Origin of the sequence: Ensifer adhaerens, from assembly GCF_001270265.1 — a bacterium.
Lineage (GTDB): Bacteria > Pseudomonadota > Alphaproteobacteria > Rhizobiales > Rhizobiaceae > Ensifer > Ensifer adhaerens_B.
Map to the genome: position 1 here is coordinate 74,161 of NZ_LGAP01000018.1, position 19,185 is coordinate 93,345.

Genomic DNA, 19,185 nt, shown 5'->3' on the forward strand with positions numbered 1-19,185 from the left:
TCAATGTCCCGCTGAGATGGAGATGTCGGCATGGGCGGTCTCGCCCACCGGCAGGCCGAGTTCAGGAAGCGCGATGAGCTCGCGGCGGCTGCGCAGCGATTCCAGGATCGCCAGGATCGCGATCACCGCAGAAACGGGCATCACCAGGCCGATGACCCACATGGGAATGGGCAGGGTGGCCGCAGTCTCGCTCATCATGATCTGCTGGCGCACCAGCGTCAGCCCGGTCCATCCCATCAGCCCGAAGAAGAAGACGGAGGACACGACGTAGATCGGCACGGCGAGATGCTGGAAGAACCGGCGCGCGAGCACGAGGAAGATGACGACACGCGCGCTCTCGACGGTCCTGAAGCCGGCGGCAAGCCCGAGAAACACCATCCAAATGAAGAGAAAACGCGTCGCTTCCTCGGTCCAGGGAAACGGGTGTCCAGCGAGGCGGCCGATGACCTGGACCAGCACGACGATTAGGATGCCTGCACAGGCGGCGCCGGCCGCGACATCGGCGATGATCTTCACGAAGGTGCCGAGCGGGGAGCGCAAGGGAGCGCGCATAGGAATGCCTTTCCTCAAGGATTGAAACGGAAGCCTGGGCCGGCACCTGCCCGAAGGCAAGGTGCCGCCCGGGGGCATCAGTTCGTCTTGGCGAAGGACTGGGTGCGATCGAAGAAGGACTGGTCCTTGACGAGGGCGGAGAACTTGTCCGACAGACCGGCCGCGACCTGAACGAAGGCCTGGCGTTGCTCGTCGGTCAGCTCATTGACCTCCATGCCGTTCGCCTTAAGGGTCTCGAGCGACTTTGCGATATCGGCTGCATCGTTCTCAGCCTTCCAGGCCTCAGCTTCCTTGGCGGCGTCCCGCAATGCCGCCTTGAAACTGTCGCTCAGCCCTTCATAGCGCGCCGGGTTCATGCCGAGCACCCAGGCGTCGGCGATATGGTTGCTGATCGTCGCGTATTTCTGCACTTCGAACAGGCGCGCACTGACCGGAACGTTGATCGGGTTTTCCTGCCCGTCGACCACCTTCAGCTGCAGGGCATTGTAGACCTCCGCAAAGGCCATCGGCGTGGGCGCTGCACCCATCGCGCCGAAGAACTCGACCCACAGCGGATTGTTCGGCACACGCAGCTTCATGCCCTTGAGGTCAGCCGGCGAAGTGATCGGCAGCTTCGAATTGGTGATCTGGCGGAGCGGCCGGGACCAGAGATCGAGTCCGAGAATGCCGATATTGCTCAGATCACTCTGCAGTTCTTGACCGAGATCGCTGTCGAGATAGGCCCGCAGCTGCTCGATGTCACGGAACTGGTAAGGGATGGCGACCGCAGTGAACTTCGGATTGAAGGTCGCATAGAGCGAGGTCGAGTTCAGCAGCATGTCCAGCGAACCACCGGCAAGCTGTTTGACGCCGGCCGAAGGATCGCCGCCGTAGAGCGTGCCGTTCGGAAATACCTTGATGGTGAGCTCGCCATTGGTCTTGACCGATACGAGTTCGGCGAATTTGTTGGCGGCAAGGGTGATTTCCGACGTATCGGCATCCGGCGTCGAAAGCGTCAAGGTTTCGGCCTGGGCGAGCGAGGCAGAGAAAAGAGTGGCGGCTGCGAGCAGGCCGCGGATGGTAGCGAGTTTCATGTCATTCCTCCCAAAGTGTTGATGTCAGGCACAAGCCGTCGGTTTCGCGGTCTCGTTCATACGCCGAAGTTCAAGAATGATTCCGCTATGATCCAGATCGCCATCGCCGTTGTCGACCATGGCCTGGTAGAGCCGGTCGACCTCCTCGCCGACCGGTAGTCTCAATCCGCGGCTATGGGCAAATGCCAGAGCCGTGGAGGTATCCTTCACCTGGTATTTCGCCGGCCCGCCGGGCCGGAAATCACCTGTCACCATTCTTAAGCCGTGCTGGCGGAAAACAGTGGAGTCGGCGAAACCGCCAAGCAGCGCTTCTCTTACGCGGGCTGGATCCGCACCGCCCCGTTCGGCAAGCGTCAGAGCCTCGGCAACGGCGCAGATCGTCGAGGCGACGATGAGTTGGTTGGCGAGCTTCGTCAGCGCGCCGCTGCCGGCAGGGCCGACATGCGTCACCCGGCCGAGACAGGAAAACACGCCGGATAGTGCTGTAACATCTGCCTCCGCGCCGCCCGCCATGATGGCAAGCGTGCCTTCCTGTGCCCCCTTTTCGCCCCCGGAAACCGGGGCGTCGCTGTAGGCAAGGCCACACGCAACAGCGCGCTCACCGATCAGCACGGCCGTTTCGACCGGGATGGAACTCATGACGACGAGCGCGGCTGCGGGTTTCATTGCTGCGACAACTCCGCCGCTTTCGAGAAGAACCTCCTCGCAGACCGGGCCGGAGCTCAACATGCAGATCACGACGTCGGCATCGGCGGCGACTTCCGCCGCCGATCCAGCGATCCCTATGCCGCGAGACGAAAGCGCATCCGCTTTGTCCCGCGTGCGGTTCCAAACGGTCACCTGAAAACCCGCATCGGCCAGTCGCAGCGCCATCGGACCGCCCATGATGCCCGTTCCGATAACGGCAATCCTCTTCGCAGCTTCGGCCATGGCGTCACCTCCCTTCACGGATAGCGGCGCTGGAGGAAGCGGACTGGCCGCTCCTCCAGAATGAGGGACGGGAATGCCGTCCGAAACCGATCGAGATGCGGCGTCTGCAGATGGGCATCGAAGGCTTCGCGGCTGTTGTAGACCTCATAGAAGACGACAGTCCCGTCTTCTCCTTCCGGCTCAACGACATCGAACTGCCGGCACCCCGGCTCATCCGCCACGGAATGCGCCGCATCATCGCGGGCTGCCTCCAGAAAGTCCGCCAACCTCTCCGGCCGGACGCGGAACTCGGCAATCACGACGAAGGCTTCCATTTTCCCGTTCCCTCCCCCCACGATCAGGCTGCCGCGTCCTGGCCAGGCCGGAAGCGGTCTTCCATGTCCTGGCGGAGCTGCACGACATCAAGGTCGTTGACGATCTCGACGTCGTCGAAGCTGACGATCTGGTCCTTCTTGATCGGTCGCTTGAGCTTGACGTTGTGGGCAAGGCCGATCGGCAAGGCCTTCAGATCAAGGCTGCGTGTTGCCGGAATGGCGTTTGCCCAAACTGCGTATCCGCCCTCACCGTCCAGCATCTCACCCGGCTGCATGTCCTTCTTCGCCGTTGCGACTGCGTCGCCCCGGAACTCTTTGGAAGAGCCCGTCGGCTCGTTGCGCAGCACAGCAGACAGAACGCTGACGGACGTCTCCAGGCCGATGATGTGGAAGGGACGCCACATCGAGGCGTACCAGCCCGACGGGTCGGTCAACAGGCCGTATTGCTTGAAGCAGGCACGGGCATATTCGTTGTGCGCCTTGAAGGTGACGAACACACCGTAACGGATGTTGTTGAAGACCTCACGGCCATCGGGCTCCTGGCTGGCCGCTATATCGACCAGGCCGGAACGGGCCATGCGGCCGCCATCGCTCGCGGGGCGGAAGACGCGAGCAAGGTCGTGAAGACCAGCCGGCGGGAAGGCCAGGCCGTCATCCGGGCAATCGAGCCCCGTGCCATTTGCAACGGCCGCCATTTCGATCGCCGCCTTGGTGCCGTCTGTAAACGAGTTGTACATCTTCGGATTGAAGTCGCCCTTTGCCACTTCCTCTTCCGTCCAGCCGAAAAAGCCCCAGACCGTGTCCGGCGTCGAATAGCGATAGCGCGGCTCGAAATTCATGCCTTTGCCGGCAGCGGTGACTTCGAAGCCGGTGGCGCGTGCCCAGTCGACGAGTTCGCAGATAAGCGCCGGCTGGTCGCCATAGGCCATGGAATAGATGACGCCGTTGGCACGGGCCTTTTCGGAGAGGATAGGGCCGACCATCACATCGGCCTCGACATTGACCATTACGACGTGCTTGCGGTTCTCGATGGCGCCAAGCGCATGGCGCGCACCGGCGATCGGGTGGCCCGTCGCCTCGATGACGCATTCGATCTCGCCGCAGCCGAAGATCGCATCGACGTCGTCGGTCACGAAGGTTTGGCCTGTCTTGAGCGCCTCGGCGCAGCTTTTTGCCTGATAGCGTTCCTTGGTCCACCCGACACGCTCCATGGAATCGCGCGCCTTGCCGACATTGAGGTCGGCCACGGCCACCATGTGCAGGCCGCTGATGCGCTGGGCCTGCGCAAGGACCATCGAACCGAACTTGCCGGCGCCGATCAGCGCCACACGAACGGGACGGCCGTTGGCCGCACGCAGGGAAAGAAGGGAATAAAGATTCATCGATACGGTCCTCAGCTAGGGGATGATTGTGAGGAGTGCCCCGCCGAAGTCTGCGCATCAACGAACGCGCGGCAGCGCCATGCGCTCCACCGGTTGCAGTCGTTCGAATGAGCCTTGTCTCCTCCGGGGAAGGCGAAACTGCCGCCACTCCCAGCCGCCTCCCGAGCAGCTTCAAAAGGAAGGTAAGCCTGATGAGCACTTAGCTCAATTTAGAAAGTCGAACGATCCTGTTAGATTTTCTAAGCATTCAGGCAGTAAGCATTCCGCTTCAAAGGTGTTTCGGGATCGCGGCCGCAGATCCGGGCGCCCTGCCCTCACCTCACCTGCCCTGCCTGGCCAACGACCTTGCTATATCGATGATGTCGTCACGGGCGATGTCGGCTAGTTTTTTCGCTCTCGATTTTCGAAATTCAACGGGTTTCCAGCGCCGAACAGGTTCAGATGGCAACCCGATTCAAAGCGCGCTTTGGGCATCATACTCGTCACGCGGGCACGGGGATGCGCATCTGGCATCCCTCAATCACAGATTCTCCTTGAGCAGGACCTCAATACGGATTTTTTCCTGTGACGCGATGGGTTCGCGCTCATCGGTGCGCGCGCGCATGATGCGGATAGCGCTGCGCACTGCGTGCCCGGGGTCCTGCGCGATAATTGTATCGATTTGGTCGTTGCGGAGAGCTTCTTCGCTGAAGGGCGTGCGCTCGTGGACAACAATGACGATCCTTCGCGCGTCAGTATGCTGCCTGATCGCAGTGACAGGCACGCGGCTTTCCGGACTCATGATATACGCCGCTTTGATATCCGGATTATGTTCCAGGACTTGCCGTATGATCGCCGTGGCCCGGCGTTCATCACCATAAGTCTCAAGCGACGGGAGGTTTGTTAGGCCAGGGAACTGTTGATTAATAATACTGTCAAAGCCGCGACGGCGCTCGATACTGTCCCGCGCCACCATCGTTTCCGCAACGATCATGACCTTGCCGGGGTCCTTGCCGAGGAAACGGCCAATAATCTTGCCCGCTGTTGCACCAGCTGCGAAGTTGTCGACACCAACAAAGTCCGCGGTTTCCAACTTTTCCTGTCCGGACAGAAACTGAACCAGGTGAATGCCCCGCAACATTAGCCGGCTGAGCGCGTCGCGGACCTGTGGTGACTCAGGCGCCATGACGGCGACGCCATCCACCGCTTCGTGTTCGATCGAGGCCAGATGGCGTGAAAGCTGATGCGGATCATCCGTTGGGATTTGATCGACGGTTATTTCCGTTAGCTCGGATTTGAGCGTTTGACTTGCCTCCCGAACACGTTGCAGCAGCTCCAGAAGATATTGATCGCCTTTGCTTGGGAGAACGAAGCGAAAGCGGTAGAGCTTGTTGCGAGCCAGGACAACAGCCGCGGGATTGCGAAAAAAGCCAATTCGCTCAATGGCTTCGTTCACTTTTCGCACGGCTCCAGCACTGACATTCGGCCGGTCGTTCAAAACGCGATCGACTGTCGCCAAACTCAATCCGGCTGCTTCCGCCAGGTCTTTCGCCGTCGGTCGCATCATCTTTTTTCACCATCCTCCTGTTGCCGCCCACTGCCTCTTTTCCAACAGCACAAGCGAAAAAGCAAGAAATTGAGGTGCGCACCTCAAAAAAACCTTGCACTGAGGTGCGCACCTCAGTTATATGATTGACAACAGCAGCGGCCAGAGGAGTGCGCCGACGCTGGAGGGGAGGGTCGCTCCAAGGAGGGCGAATCTTCGAGTCTGTCGCAACTCGTTGAGAGCGCGAGGCACGTACCGATGGAGGTCGGAGTGTCACGCTGGAGGAGATTTCCATGGCAGTTTCATATTTGAAGTCGGCGCTTGGCGCCGGTGTTGCAACCGCATTTTTGACGCTGGGCGCTACCGCGCCGGCGCAGGCCGAGGATTTGACGCTGTGCTGGGCTTCCTGGGATCCGGCCAATGCGCTTGTTGCGCTCAGCAAGGACTTCGAGGCCAAGTCCGGCCACAAGATGAGTTTTGAATTCGTGCCGTGGCCGAACTTCGCCGACCGTATGCTCAATGAGCTGAATTCCGGCGGCAAGCTCTGTGACCTGATGATCGGCGACAGCCAGTGGATCGGCGGCGCGGCGGAAAATGGCCAATACGTCAAGCTCAATGACTTCTTTGGCAAGGAAGGCATCAAGATGAGCGATTTCATCCCGGCGACCGTCACAGGTTATGCCGAGTGGCCGAAGGGTTCGCCGAACTACTGGGCGCTGCCTGCCTTCGGTGACGTCGTTGGCTGGAGCTATCGCAAAGATTGGTTCTCTCGCCCTGAGTTGCAGGCGGAATTCAAGCAGAAATACGGCCGCGATCTTGCCGTGCCGAAGACGTTCGCCGAACTCAAAGATATCGCCGCGTTTTTCCAGGATCGCGAGATCGACGGCAACAAGGTTTACGGCGCCGCGATCTATACCGAGCGCGGATCCGAGGGCATCACAATGGGCGCGATGGACGTGCTCTACAGCTTTGGCTTCGAATATCAGAATCCGGACAAGCCCTATGAGCTCGAAGGATATGTCAATTCAGACAAGTCCGTGAAAGGTCTGGAATTCTACAAGGAGCTTTACAATTGCTGCGCTCCTCCCGGATCGTCCGACGCTTACATGTCCGAGAACATCGATGCTTACAAGTCCGGCCAGGTTGCCCTGCAGATGAACTTCGCCTTCACCTGGCCCGGCATCCATGCCGATCCCAAAGTCGGTGGCGACAAGTCTGGCTACTTCGCAAATCCGGCCGGCCCCGACGGCGTGCAGTTTGCGCAGCTGGGCGGCCAGGGCATCTCCGTAGTCGCAGCATCCGACAAGCAGGATGCCGCCCTTGAATATATCAAATGGTTTGCTCAGCCCGATATCCAGGCCAAATGGTGGCAGCTGGGGGGCTATTCCGCATTGCGCGCGGTCGTTGAAGACCCCGGCTTTGCCACGAGCCAGCCTTATGCGCAGACCTTTCTGGATTCCATGGCAATCGTGAAGGACTTCTGGGCGGAGCCATCCTATGCCTCGCTTCTACAGGCCTCGCAAAAACGCTTCCACAACTACGTTGTCGCCGGTCAGGGCACGGCCAAGGAAGCGCTCGACGGCCTGGCTGCCGATTGGACCGAGATCTTCGACGACGAAGGCAAGTACTAGACGCTGACCGCGTACCTCCCCGCGGCTTCAGATGTCTGTGCAGGACCGGCGCTCTTTAGCCGGTCCTGCGAACCAATCTGCATATGATTTAGGGGACTACCATGCTCGATTCATCGATCGAACGGGCGGCACGCGCAACGCCGCCTGTCGTTGCCAAACGCATCCAAGGGCTCTCGGATCGGGCCATTGCCTGGCTTTTCGTGGCACCGTCGATCTTCCTGTTGCTCGCCGTCAACATCTTTCCGTTGATTTGGACAATCCGGCTGAGTTTTACCAATTTTCGCGTCAATCGGCCGAATGCCGAGGTCAGTTTCGTCGGGCTCAAGAACTACATCAATATCCTGACAGACTCGGACGTCTGGCTGACGATGCAGGCAACGGCCCATTTCCTGATCTGGACGATCGTCCTCCAGGTTCTGATTGGCTTCGCACTGGCCTATCTGATCAACAAAAAATTTCGCGGCAACGACATGTGGACGACGATCATCGTGCTGCCGATGATGTTGAGCCCGGCGGTTGTCGGCAACTTCTGGACATTTCTCTACCAGCCGCAGATCGGCCTGTTCAACTACGCGGTGGGCTTCCTCACCGGAACCGACCCGTCCACCTTTTCGATGATCGGCGACGTGCCGCTGGCGCCATGGGCCATTGTAATCGTCGATACCTGGATGTGGACGCCTTTCGTCATGCTGATCTGCCTGGCGGGGCTGCGGTCCATCCCTGGCAGTATCTATGAAGCGGCGGAATGCGACCGCGCCAGCAAATGGCGGCAGTTCTGGACAATCACAATCCCCCTGGTCCTTCCATTTCTGATGCTGGCGATCCTTTTCCGCGGCATCGAAAACTTCAAGATGTTCGACCTCGTGGTGCAGCTGACCGGCGGTGGTCCCGGATCGACCACCGAACTGACATCCATCAACCTGAAACGCGAAGCCTTCGAGAAATGGCGCACGGGTTATGCGTCCGCCTACGCGGTCATCCTCTTCGTAACGGTCTTCGGCCTGGCATCGATCTACGTCAAAGCCCTGAACAAGGTGAAACAGAGATGAGCAGCTACTCCGTAACAGAACCTTCGGGTCGCCAGAAATTGTTCGCGGGAACGCTTGTGATCCTTTACGCCCTGATCACGATCCTGCCGCTCCTGTGGATCATCGGAACGAGCTTCAAGTCACCGTCCGATGCCATCGCCTATCCGCCCAAAACGTTCTTTTCTCCAACCCTTGAAGGGTATGTGAACCTATTCACCACCCGCACGCGGGCAACGGAAGAGGATGTGAAAGCCCTTGGGGAACCCACGACCTGGTACGACCGCATCGTGCGCAAGGATGGCTTCATCATCGCCGGCCCGTCGCGTTTCATGGAACGTTTCTCGAATTCGATCGTCATTGGCTTCGGTTCGACCGTGCTGTGCATTGTCCTGGGTACCGCCGCGGCCTATGCCTTCTCCCGCTTCAAGGTACCCCTCAAGGATGACCTGCTATTCTTCATCCTGTCGACGCGCATGATGCCGCCGATCGCCGTGGCTATCCCGATCTTCCTGATGTTCCGCTCGCTTGGCCTCAACGACACCCATCTCGGCATGATCCTGCTTTATACGGCGGTTAACCTGTCACTGGCGGTCTGGCTGCTTAAGGGTTTCATCGACGAAATCCCGATCGAATACGAGGAAGCGGCGCTGATCGATGGGTACACCCGGTTTCAGGCTTTTTATAAGGTCGTTCTTCCGCAAGCCATGACCGGCATTGCCTCAACAGCGATCTTCTGCCTGATCTTTGCCTGGAATGAATATGCCTTTGCCGTCCTTTTGACCTCGGGCACCGCCCAGACGGCGCCGCCGTTCATTCCCACCATCATCGGTGTTGGCGGTCAGGACTGGCCGGCGGTTGCCGCGGGCGCAACGCTCTTCCTCGTTCCCGTCATGATCTTCACGATTGTCCTTCGCAAGCACCTGTTGCGTGGCATCACATTCGGAGCTGTCCGCAAATGACCGAATTTATCAGAGGGTTGCGCGAACTGCGGCGCGGCGCGTGGGAGATGGTCGCATCAGTCCTCATTGCGCTCGGGGTGTTCATGCTGATGCAACCGTTCATGCTGTCGATGTTTTCCTACTCGTTCATCGTGACCCTGGTTGGCACGGTCATGTTCATCATCGTCAGCCACTTTCCGGAGTAACCCATGGCACAGATCAGAATTCAGAATGTGCGCAAGGAGTTCGGAGCATTCACTGCTGTCCAGTCCTCCTCGTTCACAGTCGAAGACGGCGAGTTCTTCATGCTGCTTGGACCGTCGGGTTGCGGCAAGACGACAACATTGCGAATGATGGCCGGCCTCGAACTGCCGACCAGCGGTGAAATCTACATCGATGGCGAGGAAGTCGGCATGAAGCCGGCAAGCCAGCGCGACATCGCCTTCGTCTTCCAGATGTTCGCACTCTATCCACATATGAATGTGCGCAAGAACATTTCCTATCCTCTGCTGAGCCAGGGCATGCCGCGGGCCGAGGTCAAGGCACGCGTGGAAGATGTGGCGCGCATCCTCAAGATCGAGACAATCCTTGATCGCCCGGTCGGCGGACTGTCAGGCGGCGACCGCCAGCGTGTCGCCCTCGGCCGCGCCATCGTGCGCCGTCCGAAGGCTTTCTTCATGGACGAACCCCTTGGCGCGCTCGACGCGGAATTTCGCGAGCATATGGCCGAGGAACTGCGCGCACTTCACGACCGCATCGGCGCGACCACCGTCTACGTCACCCACGACCAGCTGGAAGCCATGCAGATGGGCGACAAGATCGTGGTGATGAATCACGGCGTCGTCGAGCAATTCGGCAAGCCGCAGGAAATCTATGACTGGCCGGCGACCAAATTCGTTGCAAAGTTCATCGGCTCCCCGGCCATGAACTTCTTCGATTTCGATGGCATGATCGATGCCGGCGACACTGTCATCGAGCTTTCGGGAAAGAGGGTCAACGTTCCTTCGTCTCGGCAAGGAGCCAAGGGCCAGCTGACAATGGGGGTGAGGCCCGAACATATCCGCTTTTCCGATGCGTCTGAGTATCGCGGCAGAGTGCTTGCCACCGAATATCTCGGCACCACGCAGATCATTACGCTGACGACACCGAACGGCGAGGTCAAGGCGCGTGCATCCTCGAGGCAGGCTGTCAGGTCCGGCGAGACCATCGGGCTCGAATTCAATCCCGGCACTCTGACGATATTCGAGGGCGAGAAAGGGCGGGCCCTTCTGTCCGAAGCCAATGAGGGAGTATTGCGTCATGGCTGACGTCGTTCTTGAAAACGTGACGAAGAAGTTTGGCAATCATACAGCGCTCGACAACGTCTCGCTGACGATACCGGACGGTTCCTTCGTCGTTCTCCTCGGGCCGACGGGAGCCGGAAAAACCACGACGCTGCGCATGGTGTCCGGCCTCGATCGCCCCGATAGCGGCAACATTTACTTCGGCGGCCGCTCGGTCGAGGGGCATACACCGGCGCAGCGAAATGTCGCCATGGTGTTTCAGCAATATTCGCTCTATCCGCATCTGACGGTGCGGCAGAACCTCGAATTCCCGTTGAAATCGCCACTGCTGAAGACGCCACGGGAGGCAATCGACCGCAAGGTCAATGCGATCGCCGAGGTCCTGCAGATCTCCCACAAACTCGACAACAAGGCGACGGCGCTCTCCGGCGGCGAGATGCAGCGCGTCTCGATTGGCCGTGCGCTGGTGCGCACGCCGCAGATTTATCTGATGGACGAGCCCTTGAGCTCCCTTGACGCCAAGCTCAGGGCCGACCTACGCATCGAGCTGAAGAACATCCAGGCCAAATCCGGCGCCACCCTGCTTTATGTCACCCACGACCAGATCGAGGCAATGACAATGGCAACGCATATCGGTGTGCTTCACGAAGGCCGGCTGGTGCAGTTCGGCTCTCCGCGTGAGGTCTATGAACATCCGGTGAGCATCTACGCGGCAACAAAGCTCGGCCAGCCACGCATCAACATTATTCCCGCCGACACGTTTCCGGGCGCACCATCCAGGGCCGTGCACATCGGCTTGCGGCCGGAGCATATTACCCAGGGCAGCGGCCAGGACGCGCTGGTCAGGCGGGTCGAGCATCTTGGCGACCAGACCCGCCTTCACCTGTCCTTCCGGAAGAACGATCTCATCACCGTCACCGACGCCCATACCAGGCTGAAAAGCGGAGACACTGTGAAAATTCAGCCCGACAAGCCGCTCTACTTCGACGCGGCCGGCATGCGCTTAGCTTAGAGGAAAATACATGGGACAGTTCATTAACAAAAGGGAAGACGTCGTCACCGAGGCGATCGACGGCCTGCTGGCCATGAGCGGCGGTTCGCTGGCGCGTCTGGACGGCTATCCGCATATTCGCGTGGTTCTACGCAACGACTGGGATAAATCCAAGGTGGCGCTGGTGTCCGGCCGCGGGGCGGGGCACGAGCCAGCCCACGCCGGTTTCGTGGGGGCGGGCATGTTGACCGCGGCAGTTTGTGGCGACGTCTTTGCTTCACCGAGCGTCGATGCGGTGCTTGCCGGCATTCTCGCAGTCACGGGCCCTGCCGGCTGCCTGCTGATCGTCAAGAACTATACCGGCGACCGGCTGAATTTCGGCCTTGCCGCCGAACGCGCCCGTGCTTTCGGCCTCAACGTCAACATGGTCATCGTCGGCGACGACGTGGCATTGCCCGAGTTGCCGCAGGCGCGCGGCGTTGCCGGCACTCTCTTCATTCACAAGATTGCAGGAGCGTTGGCCGAGGCTGGTGCGGATCTTGAAACGGTGACGGCTGCTGCCCGGCGTGTTTCGGCCGGGTCGAAGAGCATCGGCATGTCGCTCGACACATGCACGGTTCCCGGATCGCCGAAGGAGGACCGCATTCCTGCCGGCATGGCCGAACTCGGGCTCGGCATCCACGGCGAGGCAGGCGTCGAACAAGTCGAATTCATCGATGCCAGAACGGCGATGGAGGCGGTTGCGAGCAAGCTCGCCGCTGCCATGGAGGACAGGCCACATGTGGCGCTCATCAACAATCTCGGCGGCACGTCCACCCTGGAAATGTCGGTTTTGGCGCACGAACTTGTCGCGTCCTCGATCGGTGCGCAGATTTCGCATGTGGTCGGTCCCGCGCCGATGATGACATCCCTCGACATGCGCGGCTTTTCGGTTTCTGTCTATCCCGCCGACGAAGCCGATCTTAAGGCGCTCGGTACACCGGTTCCCATGGCGGCATGGCCCGGCCTTTCCGTTGTCAAGCCGGCCATCGTCAGCATGCTGCCCGACGGGTTGACACCCATTGCCCCCCTGTCGTCCGACCACAGGGAGACGCGCGAGTTCATCATCAATTGCTGCCGGGTCCTGATTGCGGCCGAGCAGGACCTGAACGCACTGGATGCCAAATCGGGCGATGGCGATACCGGTTCGACACTGGCTGGCGCCGCCCGCGCCCTGATCAATGCGATCGACCGACTGCCACTGTCCGACCACACCCAGCTTTACCGGGCGATCGGCCAGGAACTCAGCCAGACGATGGGAGGATCGTCGGGGGTGCTGCTGGCGATCTTCTTCGCCGCGGCCGGCGACGCGGCGTCGAGCGGCCTTCCCATGCGGGATGCGCTGAAGGCAGGACTTGCCCGGATGCAGGAAATCGGCGGCGCCCGGCTCGGCGACCGAACCATGGTGGACGCGCTTTCCCCTGCTCTCGACGCGCTCAGCGACGGGGTCCGTTCGGCCGCCCTGGCTGCGCGGGAGGGAGCAAACCTGACGGCAACGCTACTCAAGGCCAGGGCCGGTCGCGCCGCCTATATCAACGCGCGACAGCTGGAGGGCCATGTCGATCCGGGTGCGGAGGCCGTCGCCCGGCTGTTCGAGCATCTGGCGTGATGCTCGAGCGCATCTGCGGTGCAGGTTGCGCTCGCTAAGACCAGCGACCGCGCGATGTCGATGATGTCGTCGCGGGGCGCCGTTGGATCGTCCTTACTCCAGGCGCGATCGTCGCGGCGCAATGGAGCCGAAGCAATCCCTACCAGCTGCGCGAAGAGCAGGAAATCTTGGATTTGCGGCTCCTTTGCCGTGGTCCCTCACACCGCGCGCAATTACAGGCGCGGTGTCGCGGCCTCTCCATTGAAGCGATAAGTTCCATCGGCCGCACGGTCCATGTCGCCAATGCCCGGATAGGGGAAATGGTAGCCGTGGAAGCGGATGTTTTCGCCCACCACCTTGGCGAAGAGCGCCGATTTGGCCGCCGCGCCCTGCTTCGGGTCGGTGTCGATATCCATGTGGAAGAACCATTCCGGATGCAGCGGGTCAAAAATCTGGTGATGGGCGACGTCGCCGGTGAAGACCACTTTCTGCCCTTCGCTCTCGAAGATATAGGCGACCATTCCGGCGGAGTGGCCCTTGACGCAGAAGGTCGAAACGCCCGGGAACAGGACATCACCGGCCTTGAAAAGCTTCAGCCGCTCGCGGTAGGGGGCGACGGCTTCGAGCGTACCTCGGGTCCAGGGCGCTCGGAAATCGTTGCAGCGGAGGTTTTGCGCATCGGTCCACTCTTCCCATTCGTCCCCCGTGCAATAGAGATCGGCATTCGGAAAGGCGGCTGAGCCGTCGGGGTTGACCAGCCCGTAGGAATGGTCTGGATGCAGGTGCGTCATTAGCACGACGTCGATCTGCTCTGGTCGGATGCCGGCAGCCGCAAGGTTCTCGGGCAGGCGGCCCATCGTATCTCCGAACAATGTCGAGGGGCCCATGCCAGCGTCGATCAGGAAGAGGCGGTCATCGGTGTTGACTACCACCGGGTTGACGTCCATCGGAATGTGGTCGACCGGCAGGCGGTATTCGGCTTTCAGTCGCGCCATTTCTTCTGGGTTTGCATTTGGGAATATCCCCTCGTAGCTATGGCGGATATAGCCGTCCCAGACCACCGTGCACTCGAACTTTCCGAGGCGAAAACGGTACCAGCCGGCATTTTGGGTGTTTTGAAATGGTGCGCTCATTATCCCGCCTCGCACTACGCGATGAAGCCAAATATCGAGGTCTTCGACCTCTCACCTATTTTCGCTGTTGCCCGCGACGGCATGCGGCAGACAATTCTCAAGGGACCAATTGTCCGCTCTGCGCTGAGTGTATACCTGCCGACTGTCGATGACGACGGTTCACCGTGGTTGTTGCGATCAGACCTGCTGGTTCCTGCCAAGCAATTACGGCACCAGACTCGATTTGGACCAAGTGTATGTGGCGGAGAGTTCAGTCGGTGCGGCACTGGCGTTTCAGAAATCCAGCAATCCCGCCTCTAAAAGTTCAGAGGCATGTGGCTCGCGTGAGCGGCTTGATCAGCTCGATCGACGCATGACCCGCCTGGAACGCGATCTCGGCATAGCGGTCGAGACGCTCGCCGCCTTGGTGCGCTTCTGGCTGACGACCAATCGCCGCTGCCCGAACCTGCGCAGGCTGCTGCCCGAGCCAAGGCCAGCGAGCGCTATGACGCTGTCGTCGCTGCCCTCGGCCGCCGTCTCGTCAACGGTCCGAAGCTGCGCCAGGAGATTTCAGAAGATGTCGCGGCGCTACCCACCGTCGATTAGGCTTGGTCGCGGGGACCTGATTGCACAGAGACTTGTAATCTCTGAATCCGCGGGCCTAGATATGCGGCAATGATTTCCGCTTGCGCCAAATCCGGACCTTCAATGACGGATGCGAGGCCCAGGCGCTGCCCGATCGAAATCCAATAACGTTAGAGCTTACTCATATAAATCATTTGCTGCGGTGCAATAAATGTGATGTGTTTGGCGGAGAAGGAGCCAAACACATGATCGCAGGCAGCGAGCCCGCAGAACGGCCAGTCGCGGATGTGTGCATCGTCGGCGCCGGCCCCGTTGGCCTTGCTCTCGCTCTCAAATGCGAGACGCTCGGATTGAGCGTCGTCCTTCTCGAGGCCGGCGCCCTGGACGGGCCCTCGAACGCCGATGAACATTTCGCACAAGTCGAATACGCGAACGCGCATCATGCTGCGGTCACCGCAACGACCAGACGTGGTCTGGGCGGAACGTCGGCGCTCTGGGGCGGTCGGTGCGTCACATTTGATGATGTTGATTTTGCGAAGCGGGCACATATTCCTCACTCCGGGTGGCCGATCACGCACGCCGAACTCAGCGACCACTATGCCGAAGCCTTCATGTTCCTCAATTGCGGCGAACAGAACACCCATCTCGACGGAGCAAGTATTCCGGGTCATGACGTGCAGACCTCCACCATCGAGCGCTGGAGCGCGCGACCCGCACTCGGACCTCTGTACAGGGAGCATCTGCTCGCCTCCAAGCGCATTGTTGTTTTCACTGGCGCAACGGTTGCTGGCATCGCGTTGGATCCGACAGCTTCGCACACCGACCATCTCAGGGTTCATTCCCACGGTCGAATGTTCCAAATTCGTGCGCAATCCTATGTGCTTGCGGGTGGCGGGCTGGAGAACGCACGTCTGCTTCTGACCGCACAGCGTGAATGGCCTCGGAAGTTCGGGGGACCAGAGGGAGCGCTCGGCCGTTTCTATCAAGGACACCTGACCGGCTACATCGCACTCATCGAGTTTCAAGACAGGAATCTTGAGAAAACGCTTTCGTTTCAGTTGGATAGATCTGGAAACTACTTCCGCCCAAGGCTGCAGATCAACGGGGAGGCCCAGCAGGAGAATGCGCTGCTGAATTCGGCCTTCTGGCTGGACGGGCTTTCAATCGCCGATGCCGCCCATGGCTCGGGCGCTTTCTCCGCACTCTATCTGCCGCTCGCTTTCTCCGGCATTTACCGGGTGCTGAAGAAAGGTCTGGCACCAAAGGCAAAACCTGACCGGCAGCATCATTACCGCGGCCATTTGCAGAATGTGCGGAACGACCCGGCGCTTCTCCAGGATCTCGTCAGATCCGCCGGCGATCTTCTGAACAGCCGCTTCCGAGGGCGCAGAACCGTGCCAAATCCCAAGGGCCGATACCTCCTGCGATACCACGCGGAACAAACGCCAATTCCTGAAAGCCGTGTTCGTCTCTGCGAAAAACAGGGGAACTCCCTTCTGCCCGGACTGAAGGTGGATTACCGTGTCGATGGCAAGGATGTCGTATCGGTTGTGCGCTCTCACCAGCTTCTCGATCGTTGGCTCCGCGAGCACGCCCTCGGCAAACTGGACTATCTGCACGACACGAACAAACGCAACGCGTCGGTGCTTGCTCAAGCATTCGACGGGTATCACCAGATTGGCCTGACACGGATGTCTCAACGTCCGCAAGACGGTGTTGTCAATACCGACTGCCGTCTCCACGATGTGGCGAACCTCTATGTCGCGGGCAGCGGAGTGTTCCCAACCAGTGGCCAGGCCAATCCTACGCTCCCCGCCGTTGCCCTCGCGCTGAGGCTTGGAACACACCTCGCGGCCAAGCGAGAGTGAGGCGCGCATGCGCTGTTGTGGACTCCGGATTGCGTCCTAGCCGGTTCTGGAGAAATCAGGTCTCGCCTTAGTGCCAACTTTGCACTTGGTGGACACTATCCCACCCCAAGACCGTGCCGTTACGCGGCGGAGAACATCCTCCCGTCAGCGACAGCTCGCAAAAAGCACACCTGCTGTTAAGCCTGATGGAAGGCTCCGGCTTCACAACTCGTCAGGTTGTCGCCGAGCGCTCCTATTAACACTCGCCCCTTGGCCGCCGCTGAACGTCCGGCGATGCTGGCTAGACTAGTGCCCATCCACAAACGGTAAACCGCTGAAATTATTGGATGAATCGCGATATTTGCGCGGGCAAAGCCCGGCGGTTTCAGGTATACTTTAGATCAAGCCATTGATTCTAAAGACAAACCCGCAACCGCCGGAGCCGACAATGCGCCAAGAACGCACCGTCCAATCCAATATATTCGATCTTTTCGCCGAACACGAGATCGGCCGCGAGCTGAAAGCCATGTCGCAATGGCTGGATGAGCATCGTGATCTGCTCGGGCTGGTAGCGCAGGACCTGCGCCGCCATGGCGTCAAGGAGACCGGCCGCGAGGGCCTGCCGGCGGAGGCCGTGCTGCGTTGCGCCCTGCTCAAACAACACCGTCAGTTGAGTTATGAGGAGCTGGCCTTTCATCTGGAAGATTCCGCCTCGTTCCGTGCTTTTGCCCGGCTGCCATGGGGATGCAGCCCGAAGAAGTCGGTCTTGCACAAGACGATCAGCGCGATCCGGGCCGAAACCTTTGAAGCGATCAATCGCGTGCTGTTGACGAGCGCGCGGCAGGACAAGGTGGAACGCGGCAAGGTCGTGCGCATCGACAGCACCGTCACTTCGGCGCTGATGCACGAACCGAGCGACAGCAGTCTTTTGTGGGACTGCGTGCGAGTGATGGTGCGGCTGTTGCAGCAGGCGGCTTCCTTGGGCAGCGCCATCCCATGGCACGATCACTGCCGCGCGGCGAAGAAGCGATCCCGGGCGATCCAATTTACCCGCGGTCGTCCGAAACGAGTTCAGCACTATCGCGCGCTGCTCAGGATCACGTGCACCACCTTGAGCTATCTCGAACAGGCGGCGGCGCAGCTGCCCTTGGCGGCGGGCCCGGCGGTCGAACTCTGGCAGGCCCAAGTCCGCCACTATAAGCCGCTGATCGAACGGATCATCGCCCAGACCGAGCGGCGGGTCCCGGCCGGCGGGGCGGGGCCGGCTGGCGACAAGCTGGTCAGTTTGTTCGAGCCGCATGCCGACATCATCGTCAAAGGCAGCCGCGACGTCGAGTATGGCCATAAGATCAATTTGACCACCGGCACAAGCGGGCTGATCCTCGACCTCGTCGTCGAAGCCGGCAACCCGGCCGACAGCGAGCGCTTGCTGCCGATGCTGGAGCGTCACATCGGCATCTGGGGCGAGCCGCCACGGCAGGCGGCGGCCGACGGCGGCTATGCCAGCCGCGAAAATCTGAGCGGAGCCAAGGCCTGGGGCGTGCGCGATGTGGCCTTCCACAAAAAGTGCGGCCTCAAGATCGAAGACATGGTCAAAAGCCGCTGGGTCTATCGCAAGCTACGCAACTTCCGCGCCGGCATCGAGGCCGGCATCTCCTGCCTCAAACGCGCCTACGGCTTGGGGCGCTGCACCTGGCGTGGGCTCGACCACTTCAAGACTTATGTCTGGTCCTCGGTGGTCGCTTACAATCTCGCCCTCTTCGCCCGCCTCAGACCGAACTGACATCCCATGTCGCCAGCCAAAACCGGACCGGCAGAACGCCGGCAGTTGCCAATGCGCGCATTTCCACCAGAAATCCTGGCCGCCGCAATTAGCACCCATGAGCCACACCGCATGGCTTCAAAGCCGCCACCAAGCGGAACCCAAACGCGCTGCAAGCACAAGAAAACCAGCCGTTTATGGACGGACACTAGACTAACGTGTATGGGCGCCATGCCTCCTCTGGCTCGCTTATCAGCTTCGATCATGATCGCGAGAATGACATGGACGCCGGCCTCGCCTCAGGCGGGCGGGCTACCGCCGAACAGCACGCCAACAGCGAATGCGCGCGCGGATGAGATTCGACTACCGGCTCCGCCCCACCAATTTGGGATGTATCGAGGACCCGGATGGCCGCGACAGTTACCCCGGGAACGATCCAGACGTATCCCCCACAATTGCCTAAGTTCAACTTCGGTCATGGACACCCTCCGATGCCTACATCCATCTGCGACACCTATCCTGGAATATGTGAGAAAAGCCGGCTTAGATATCCTCGCCCGCGCGCTCGACGGATTTTTCTGATACGCGTCGTCATTGTTCCGATG

The 19,185-nt window shown here is 60.2% G+C and carries 16 protein-coding genes and 1 pseudogene; 10 read left to right on the top strand and 7 right to left on the bottom strand.

The window, feature by feature from the left end; genetic code table 11:
* The 6 genes from AC244_RS22605 to AC244_RS22630 form a co-directional block, all read right to left on the bottom strand.
* Window positions 1-552 carry a TRAP transporter small permease gene (locus tag AC244_RS22605; protein WP_053251074.1) on the bottom strand — a complete coding sequence of 184 codons (552 nt, stop codon included), beginning with the start codon at window positions 550-552 and terminating at the stop codon, window positions 1-3.
* A 77-nt stretch (window positions 553-629) separates the two neighbouring features.
* Window positions 630-1,625: a DctP family TRAP transporter solute-binding subunit gene (locus AC244_RS22610; protein WP_053251075.1), complete on the bottom strand. Its 996-nt coding sequence runs from the start codon at window positions 1,623-1,625 to the stop codon at window positions 630-632.
* A gap of 24 nt (window positions 1,626-1,649) precedes the next feature.
* Complete coding sequence (locus AC244_RS22615; RefSeq protein ID WP_053251076.1) at window positions 1,650-2,555, bottom strand: NAD(P)-dependent oxidoreductase; 906 nt, start codon at window positions 2,553-2,555, stop codon at window positions 1,650-1,652.
* A gap of 14 nt (window positions 2,556-2,569) precedes the next feature.
* On the bottom strand, window positions 2,570-2,869 hold the full coding sequence (locus AC244_RS22620; RefSeq protein ID WP_053251077.1) for a putative quinol monooxygenase: 300 nt from the start codon (window positions 2,867-2,869) through the stop codon (window positions 2,570-2,572).
* Between the two features lie 23 nt (window positions 2,870-2,892).
* Window positions 2,893-4,251 (bottom strand): NAD(P)H-dependent oxidoreductase, encoded by a 1,359-nt coding sequence (locus tag AC244_RS22625; RefSeq protein WP_053251078.1) that lies wholly within the window; start codon window positions 4,249-4,251, stop codon window positions 2,893-2,895.
* A gap of 520 nt (window positions 4,252-4,771) precedes the next feature.
* Window positions 4,772-5,794 (bottom strand): LacI family DNA-binding transcriptional regulator, encoded by a 1,023-nt coding sequence (locus tag AC244_RS22630; protein WP_053251121.1) that lies wholly within the window; start codon window positions 5,792-5,794, stop codon window positions 4,772-4,774.
* Window positions 5,795-6,069: 275 nt separating this feature from the next.
* Here AC244_RS22630 and AC244_RS22635 point away from each other — a divergent pair, with 275 nt between their 5' ends.
* From AC244_RS22635 to AC244_RS22665, 7 genes are all read left to right on the top strand, one after another.
* Complete coding sequence (locus tag AC244_RS22635) at window positions 6,070-7,407, top strand: ABC transporter substrate-binding protein (RefSeq protein WP_053251079.1); 1,338 nt, start codon at window positions 6,070-6,072, stop codon at window positions 7,405-7,407.
* Window positions 7,408-7,508: 101 nt separating this feature from the next.
* Window positions 7,509-8,456, top strand: coding sequence for a carbohydrate ABC transporter permease (locus AC244_RS22640; protein WP_053251080.1), 948 nt, complete (start codon window positions 7,509-7,511; stop codon window positions 8,454-8,456).
* On the top strand, window positions 8,453-9,394 hold the full coding sequence (locus AC244_RS22645) for a carbohydrate ABC transporter permease (RefSeq protein ID WP_053251081.1): 942 nt from the start codon (window positions 8,453-8,455) through the stop codon (window positions 9,392-9,394). The genes AC244_RS22640 and AC244_RS22645 overlap by 4 nt, the downstream gene beginning before the upstream one ends.
* Entirely contained in the window at window positions 9,391-9,579 is a 189-nt protein-coding gene (locus AC244_RS22650) for a hypothetical protein (protein ID WP_053251082.1), read from the top strand. The genes AC244_RS22645 and AC244_RS22650 overlap by 4 nt, the downstream gene beginning before the upstream one ends.
* A 3-nt stretch (window positions 9,580-9,582) precedes the next feature.
* Entirely contained in the window at window positions 9,583-10,680 is a 1,098-nt protein-coding gene (locus AC244_RS22655) for an ABC transporter ATP-binding protein (RefSeq protein ID WP_053251083.1), read from the top strand.
* Window positions 10,673-11,668, top strand: coding sequence for an ABC transporter ATP-binding protein (locus tag AC244_RS22660; RefSeq protein WP_053251084.1), 996 nt, complete (start codon window positions 10,673-10,675; stop codon window positions 11,666-11,668). The genes AC244_RS22655 and AC244_RS22660 overlap by 8 nt, the downstream gene beginning before the upstream one ends.
* Before the next feature lie 10 nt (window positions 11,669-11,678).
* A complete protein-coding gene (locus tag AC244_RS22665; protein WP_053251085.1) occupies window positions 11,679-13,295 on the top strand; it encodes a dihydroxyacetone kinase subunit DhaK in 1,617 nt (538 codons plus the stop codon).
* A 212-nt stretch (window positions 13,296-13,507) separates the two neighbouring features.
* Here AC244_RS22665 and AC244_RS22670 read toward each other — a convergent pair whose 3' ends face one another.
* Window positions 13,508-14,407: an MBL fold metallo-hydrolase gene (locus tag AC244_RS22670; protein WP_053251086.1), complete on the bottom strand. Its 900-nt coding sequence runs from the start codon at window positions 14,405-14,407 to the stop codon at window positions 13,508-13,510.
* A gap of 148 nt (window positions 14,408-14,555) precedes the next feature.
* Between AC244_RS22670 and AC244_RS38890 the strand changes: the two are divergent.
* The 3 genes and pseudogenes from AC244_RS38890 (at window position 14,556) to AC244_RS22685 (ending at window position 18,601) form a co-directional block, all read left to right on the top strand.
* Window positions 14,556-14,992 (top strand): annotated as a pseudogene (locus AC244_RS38890) (CopG family transcriptional regulator).
* Between the two features lie 224 nt (window positions 14,993-15,216).
* Window positions 15,217-16,839, top strand: a complete 1,623-nt coding sequence (locus AC244_RS22680; protein WP_082367052.1) for a GMC oxidoreductase — start codon at window positions 15,217-15,219, stop codon at window positions 16,837-16,839.
* Between the two features lie 427 nt (window positions 16,840-17,266).
* Complete coding sequence (locus tag AC244_RS22685; protein WP_053251087.1) at window positions 17,267-18,601, top strand: ISNCY family transposase; 1,335 nt, start codon at window positions 17,267-17,269, stop codon at window positions 18,599-18,601.
* Window positions 18,602-19,185 lie beyond the last annotated feature (584 nt).